Here is an 8554-nt window from a genome sequence, read left to right on the forward strand (position 1 = left end):
ATAAAGGTATGACGATAGTTGGGTTGTTTGAAGAGCAGGTTTCAAAGAGTGCAGACCGGGTTGCGCTGGTTTTCGGTGAAACCGAGCTGACCTACGGGGAACTGAACGAACATTCAAACCGGCTTGCCCACTATCTGCGGGAAAATTGTGGCCTCAGGCCGGGTGACCTGGCAGGTGTAATGCTGGACAGGTCACACTGGATGGTAATTGCTATTCTGGGTATATTAAAATCCGGGGCAGCCTATGTACCCATAGACCCTGAATACCCGCAGGACCGCAAAGAGTATATAAAAGAAGACAGTAACTGCAAAGTGATCCTCGATGATAAAGAACTAGAACATTTTTCAAAGGAAAAAAGTAAATACAACGCAAACAACCCTTTATCAGTTAATGATCCTGATGATTTGGCCTATGTGATCTATACATCGGGTTCTACGGGCAAGCCTAAGGGTGTATTAATAGAGCATAAAGGTTTATTAAATAGGATTGACTGGATGTGGAATCACTATGACTTCAAAACAAATGATATTATCCTTCAAAAAACGACTATAACATTTGATGTCTCTGTATGGGAATTGTTTTTACCATTATGTTTTGGGGCTAAAATGGTCGTATGTAAAAAGTGGGAAAATAGTGACTCTGAAAGTATATTATCTCTAATTGAAAAACAAAAAGTAACCTGTCTACACTTTGTACCAAGTATGCTTGATGCCTTCATTATATATCTTTTTAAACAAGCCGATTTTAAGAAGAAATTGAGCAGTTTGAGCAAAATATTTACCAGTGGTGAGGCTTTGCATTTAAAAACTATTATTAAATGGTATAATGAGCTGGAAATACCAATTGAAAATCTATATGGCCCAACTGAAGCCTCTATAGACGTTACTTACTATAAAACGTCAAAAAACGATACTAAAATCCCAATTGGTAAACCTATTTCAAATACACAAATTTACATATTAAGTACCGAGAACAAGCTTTGTCCATTAGGCGTTACTGGAGAAATCTATATTGCAGGAACTGGTCTAGCCCGTGGTTACTTAAATCAACCAGAGTTAAGTTCAAGAAAGTTTGTACCTAATCCGTTTAATCTTGGAAAAAAAATGTATAGGACTGGGGATTTGGGTAAATGGCTTCCTGATGGCAATATTGAGTTTCTGGGAAGAAATGATGACCAGGTCAAAATAAGGGGATACCGAATAGAACTTGGCGAAATAGAAAGTGCATTGCAAAGACATAGCGATATTTTATCTTGTGCGGTAATGGTTAAGCAAAATAATCTAGGAGAAAAAGAATTAGTTGCTTATACAAGTGGTAAAAATCTCGACGTACATAGCATCAGGAAACATCTTAGCAAAATATTGCCAGCATATATGATTCCATCTAATTATGTCAGTTTGGAAAAACTTCCGTCTACCTCTAACGGCAAAATAGATAGGAATAAATTACTCGATTTAAAAAACCGGTATATAGGTACAATTTATGTTGCGCCAAAGAGTAAAATAGAAAAGAAACTAGCGGAAATTTGGGGAAATGTTTTAGGAAAACAAAACAATCCTATCGGGATAAAAGATGATTTTTTCGCATTGGGGGGGGATTCAATAAAGGTAATTCAAATAATATCTCTTTTAAAATTGGAAGGCTATTCAATTAGTGCTGAAAATTTCTTATTAAATCCTACGCTGAAGAACCAAGCTGAACAAATTTTAAAAACTGAAAATAATAAGAAGTTAAACAATTATTTCGAACTTAAGACAATAAATTTCGAAGAACTAAATCTAATCAATGTCAAAAAACTTAAAGAAAACTTAGACTTTGAGGATATTTATCCTCTGTCACCAATCCAAAAGGTGATGATTGAAGAGAATGAGAACGATATATTAGATAATGGGATATATCATTTTGTGGAGGCAATGAGATTCCACGATGATCTATTTGACTTAAAAGCATTAGAGAAAACTATTACTCTCGTAGTGGATAAACATCCTGTCTTGCGTACCGTTTTTTTTAGGTCAAATGATGGAGGTTTTTATCAGTATATTAAAAAGAAATCCAGCACAATAATTAAAATAGATGACATAACCCATTTGGACGACCTTCAGCAGACAGAGTATATCAAAAAAAGTAGAGCAGAAGATATTCGTAATAAATTCACTAGAAAAGGATGCGGAAAAAATCTAATAAGATTTAAAGTTTTTGTCCTTTCTAAACATGTCTTTGAACTCATGATTTCTGCTCATCACTCCATTATAGACGGATGGAGCAATGTGGTGCTGCAAAACGAGCTGATGGAAACTTATTTAGATATTCGAACACATCATAAACCTAAACTGATTGACTTACCCAGCTCTTACAAAGAACATGTTTTCTTAAGCAAAAAAATATCAGAATCAAAAAGAGCGAATGCATTTTGGGATAATGAGATTGTTAATTTAAAAAAAGTGCCACTTATAAATCGGTTAAACTTAAAGGTAAAGACCGCTTATCACTCAATGATTTTTGATCTGGCTGAAGATACTGCAAAAAATCTGAAGGATTTTTCATCGATTAATAATGTTTCGCTCCGCGCAATTTTCTTAAAAGAATGCATTCAAGCCATGAAAAAAGCATTGAATTTAGACCATTTGCCTTTAGGTGTTTTATTTAATGGACGAACGAATGAACTAAGTGATCCTCTGAATACAATTGGCTTATTTTGGAATATACTTCCATTTAATGTCCAAACTAGTGATGAATTAGATTATGTTGAAATACAACTTAAACTTAACAAATATGAAGAATTTTCAAGATTTTCCATTTTACAAATCAGGGAAAAAGTCGGTTTTGATCCTAATATGATTACGTTCAATTACACCAATTTTCATAACATCAAAGACTGGTCAGGTCAAAATGTAGTAGATTCAAAGAAACTTCCAAGATTGACCGACGTTTTTTTATTAGATCAGTATCATCATGCGCTCAATATTCATATCATAGTTGACCCTATAAATCCTAGCCGAATTTCTATTCGTTTCAATTTCAATAAGGCCTATCTCATTAAATATAAAATAGAAAATACCTTAAAAACTTTATTAGCACAGCTAGATGCAATTAAATAATTTTATTTACTTAATATTTTTTGACGTGTGAAAAAGAAACATAATTAAGTATATTGCTAATAGTTGTACCTGCATTGAGTCAAATTTTTTATAATCAATTATTTGAAAAAGATTTAGTAAAAACTATGGAAAAAACAAGATGGTTTCTAAAACCAAACGTAATTATCGAGCCTTTAATTGAACGCTGGTATGCCTGGTCTCATCTTATTTCGCCAGCAACAGCCGCTATGAATGTGGTTGGAAGGCATATCAAGATCATGAAATCCTATATACAATCTTCTGAGATTCACGAACAGGCTGTCTTAAACCCTAAAATGAAAGGGGGCCCGTTTATGGATTATAAAAATTCAAGAGTTGCAGATGTTAAAAATCTTCTGGATCAGACTATGATAAGACAATCTGATCTGATCCAACTTTCAGAAGCAATTTTGGAACTTGACAACATGTTGAAGAATAACGCAAAAGGTTATTCTTTAGAAGGTTTATATGAAAAAGTTCCAAACCTTCTTAAAGGTTATGTTGAGTTAAGCTATGATCTTAATAATAACGCTTCTTATAGGCTTTATGAATCATTGTTGTACAGCAGCAACTTTTACAAAAAAGGATCACAAAGTATTGCCTTATGGTTAACTAAGAATGATGAGCGACCGTTTTGTCTGAGTACAGCTAGACTTGACGAGCGAGATGTCCTTCAGATTAATATTCCATTTGACCATTCAGGAATTGATGCAATAAGCCGAATGAAGCGAGAAGGTGGGGAAATTGGAGATATCGCAAATATGCTTGGAATCAAGGAGAATGAAATTGAAATTTTCGAGTCTTTTTTTACGCAATCCGAGCATCCAAAATATCAAAAATACGAAGGTTCAAAAGTCAGAATGAGATATTTTGGACACGCCTGTATTCTAATTGAAACCAAGGATGTAAGCATTCTTGTAGATCCTTTGATAAGTTATTATGGCTATGAATCTAACGTGGTTCATTTTTCTGATATTGATATACCAGATGTGATAGACTATATACTTATCACCCATAATCATCAAGATCACGTTTTGTTTGAAACTTTACTTCCCTTACGTCACAAAACCAAGAATATCATTGTTCCAAGTACTACTTCTGGAGCGTTGCAAGATCCCAATTTAAAGTTAGTATTTCAAAATATTGGATTCGATAATGTTTTCGAAATTAACGAGATGGAAAAAATGCAGTTTGAAAACTGTTCGATAACTGGAATACCCTTTACGGGCGAGCATAGTGACCTCAATGTCAAGGCTAAAACTTGTTTTAAAATAGCTATAAATGATTTTAGTTTTCTCTTCGTTGCAGATTCTAGAGTAGTCGAGCCAAAGTTATACGAACGTATTCATTCTGTAATCGGGGATATAGACGTGATTTTTTTGGGAATGGAATGCGATGGTGCACCCCTTTCTTGGCTTTATGGGCCGCTTCTTTCCGAAAATTTAGCTCGAGATAAGGATCAGTCAAGGAGGCTTTCCGGGTCGGACTTTGAGAAAGGAATGAGTTTGGTAGATATATTCAATCCTAGTGAGGTATATGTGTATGCAATGGGCCAAGAACCTTGGCTTGAGTTCATAAGTAGCATCAAGTACACGGACGAGTCGAATCCAATAGTTCAATCGAATAAGCTGGTTGATGAATGTAATAAAAGGGGAATTACTTCGGAACGCTTATTTGGGGAAAAGGAACTATTTTACAATCGGTGATGATACCTTAAAATGCAGATGTACAAGTGATACTGGTTTTTCCTATTGTAAGATCATATCGTATGTCTTGCAGTGATTTGTAAAACGAGCTTATTTCCTGTTTCAAATAAGGGCTTTCAGAGATAAACTGAATTGCCAAATGGATTGATTTGATTACAAATATTAATTAGTAGACTGAACTTAAGCTTATGACCCAATTTAACAATTTGACTGAGATGCAATATTCGATTTGGTTGGATGCTTCAATTCAACCAGGTTCTTCAAAATATAACTTAGGCGGATATGCGGACATAAAGGGTAGTATTGACACGATAAAATTTGAAAAATCGATAAACCTTCTCATCAGTAGTTCCGAAAATTTCAGACTTAGGTATTCGGTAGCGAATTCTACTGTAAAACAGTCCTTAATCCAGTTTCAATATTATCCCCTTGAGGTACTCGATTTTGAAAAGGTACTTTTCCCTTTTCAGGCAGCTATTGAATGGATGAGAAAAGATATGCAAATACCTTTTAGCTTGGAAAGTGAAAATCTTTTCAAATTTGTACTTTTTAAGATTAGCAGTTCACAATATCTTTGGTTTGCTAAAATTCACCATCTGATAATTGATGGTTGGTCTCTAGCGATGATGTTTAAAAGGACCTCTGAATTTTATAACCAAAGTAATATCCCTGAAAATAGCGTATTGATATACAATAGCCTGGAGGACTTTACTCTTATGTCTACCCAATACCTGAATAGTGATGTTTTCTTAGCTGATCGGTCATTCTGGTCTGATAAAAGTAAACTTTGGAATGATGGTGGGTTTGATAATTTTATCGTAGACAGAACCGTATTATCTAATATTAACGATTTTAGCACAAAATCTAAGTCTTTTGAATTGTCGAGAAAGCAATTTTCCTCATTACAAACATTTTCACGAAATTACAATTGTAGCCTTTTCGAATTCTTTATAGCACTTTACTATATGTATTTCACAAATACATATAATAAAAAAAGCATTGTCATTGGCACGCCTGTATTGAACAGAAATAATGCAGCTTTTAAAAAAACTCTTGGCTCATTCATGAATGTTCTTGCCAATATCTATTCATTTTCTAACGATATTTCGTTTTTGGAATTACTTAAGTTAATACATGCTGAAATTAGGGAATCTTATCGCCATTCTCAATATCCTTTTTCTTTGGTTCAAAAAGAGTTTAACGAACAGCATAAGGCAAATGTAAGTATTATAGATGTCTTGTTTTCTTATGAAAATTTCGATTATGGACTCAGATTCGATTCGCATAAATCCTCTATTGTCGCATTGCCTAATGGACGGGATAATATTCCTCTTACAATTAAAATTCGCGAATATTCAACAAATGAAACGATTGTTTTTGATCTGAACTACGCTACGGAAATATTTCAAGACCAACATATTGACAGATTAATTGATGATCTTAAATTTTTGATGACTAGTGTTATTAATTTACCATCTCATAAATTAAAGGATTTTGACACTTTATGTCCAAAATCTGCTAATGGCATATTAGAGCGAAAAGGATCTGAATTCGTTAAGGATCAACGCTTATCTCTTTTGGATTTATTTTATTCAAATGTTCTAAATTTGGGAAGTAAATTGGCACTTATTTGTGACGGTGAATTAATTACTTTCAAAGAAATTGATCTTAGAAGTAATTTAATTGCTCAAGAAATTCTTAAATCTGGTGTGGGAAAGGATTCGATCATACCAATTTTCCTTGATCGTTCAGTTAATTTTTTTATTGCCCTTATGGGGGTTTTAAAAATGGGAGGGATATATGTGCCAATTGACAATGAAACACCCGTTAAAAAAGTTCAATACATAATTGACGATACAAATCCCAAACTAATCATTGCAGATAATACAACGGCTTTCTCGAAAGCGTTGCAAAAAAAAACCTTAAAAATTTTAAACCTTTCCAAGTTAGATTTTAAAACTTTGCCAGAAAACTTGACTTTAGAGGAACGGCAAGATTTATTTTGCATAATATATACTTCTGGTTCAACCGGTAACCCGAAAGGTGTTAAGATAAAAATGACAAGTGTCCTCAATCGGGTATTATGGATGCAAAAATATTATCCATTTAAATCTGGAGAAAGGACAGCATTAAAGACATCAGTTGGTTTTGTTGATCACTTATGGGAATTTTTCGGTCCCTTGCTCTCTGGCGAAACCTCTGTTTTATTTCTCAAACCTGAGATTTTGGATTTAAGTATTTTCTTTTCTAAGGTTCAATCCCAAAAAATAAGTCGATTAGTGCTCGTGCCAACATTACTCAAAAATATTCTTAAAGAACTTAAAAATGGTACTGAAAATCTAGTTAATCTTAAATATTGGATTTGTAGTGGTGAAAAGTTATTAAATGAGACCGTTATTGATTTTTATAAAGTTTTTCAAAAAAGTATTTTAATTAATATATATGGAAGTTCTGAAGTTACAGCTGATGCACTCTTTTGGGATACCTCTCTGATGAATTGTGAAGTCGATAATTCTTCGGCATTTAGTAGTTCAACGAGGAGTGTGATTGGAATTCCTTTAACAAATACTTACAGATATGTTCTTGGAACAAACCACCAATTACTTCCGGCGGGTGTTGTCGGAGAGTTGTTTATTGGAGGGGTGATGGTCTCCGATGGCTATTTGAATAACAAAACTATGACTAAAGATTTTTTTATTGCCGATCCATATTCTGATAATAATCAAATAATCTTTAAAACTGGGGACTTGGTTCGTGAACTTGATAATGGTTATTTAGAATATGTTGGTAGGACTGATAACCAAGTTAAGATTAATGGAAATAGAGTTGAACTGCAAGAAGTTGAAGCCGCCATATCTAAAATCGAAGGAATTTCTCAAAATATTGTTTCTGTGCGAACAGTGAACGGTTCAGCTGTTTTGGTTGCCTATATCGTTTTTGAAAAGAAAAATAATATTGATAGTTACTTCATAAGACAGATTTTGCTAAATGAATTACCTCTTTATATGATTCCCTCAATTTATATAGCAATAGATTCTATGCCATTATTGGAAAGTGGTAAAATAGATAGGTTGTCCCTTCCAAAAGCAGACATTACTACACGTTTGCCTCAACTAGAGGAGATTGCTCCTTCAACACCAACTGAAGCTATTTTGGCTGATATATGGAGTGATATATTGGGGTGTGAAACATTTGGTATTCAGTCTGATTTTTTTGAATTAGGAGGTAACTCAATTAAAGCGATACAGATTTTGTCTGCAATAAAAACAAGGTTTGGATGTGCCGTTTCACTAAATGTTATTTTGAATTTTCCAACAATTTTTCGTTTAGCCTTGTATATAGACTCAATTAACTATCAATTAGATCAAGAATCCATTGTATATGACCTGTAAACTATTTTAATATGAATTTTTCTAGTGAATACATTTATAATTTAATTTCCAAGGCAAGGAAAATTGGACTTAATTTATTTTTGGATAATGGGGTATTAAGATATACACTGATTTCAGAAGCTCGAATCCCTGAAAATTTTTTACATGAAATAAAAGAAGCTAAGCAGCACATTACGCTTTTGCTTGAAAATTTTAACGAGCAAAATTATGTTACCGCTCGGGTTCCCCATCTTTCGATTCCTGTTGTTCAAGAGCGTCCTGCCAAGGTTCCCCTTTCCTTCAGCCAGGAGCGTTTGTGGTTTATAGACCGCCTCCAGGGTAGTACGAACTACCACATATC

At 33.8% G+C, this 8554-nt stretch carries 4 protein-coding genes; all 4 read left to right on the top strand.

Translation table 11 applies throughout. The features are described from left to right. On the top strand, positions 1 to 3098 hold a 3098-nt coding region (locus tag ABD769_RS24815; RefSeq protein ID WP_344854058.1), incomplete at its 5' end, for an amino acid adenylation domain-containing protein. A 53-nt stretch (positions 3099 to 3151) separates the two neighbouring features. Then, entirely contained in the window at positions 3152 to 4822 is a 1671-nt protein-coding gene (locus ABD769_RS24820; RefSeq protein WP_344854059.1) for an MBL fold metallo-hydrolase, read from the top strand. A 188-nt stretch (positions 4823 to 5010) separates the two neighbouring features. Continuing rightward, entirely contained in the window at positions 5011 to 8214 is a 3204-nt protein-coding gene (locus tag ABD769_RS24825; protein ID WP_344854060.1) for a non-ribosomal peptide synthetase, read from the top strand. An 11-nt stretch (positions 8215 to 8225) separates the two neighbouring features. Continuing rightward, positions 8226 to 8554, top strand: a 329-nt coding sequence (locus ABD769_RS24830; protein ID WP_344854061.1) for a hypothetical protein, incomplete at its 3' end; no start/stop codon positions are given.

The organism is Pedobacter jeongneungensis, from assembly GCF_039538295.1.
Classification (GTDB): Bacteria; Bacteroidota; Bacteroidia; order Sphingobacteriales; family Sphingobacteriaceae; genus Pedobacter; species Pedobacter jeongneungensis.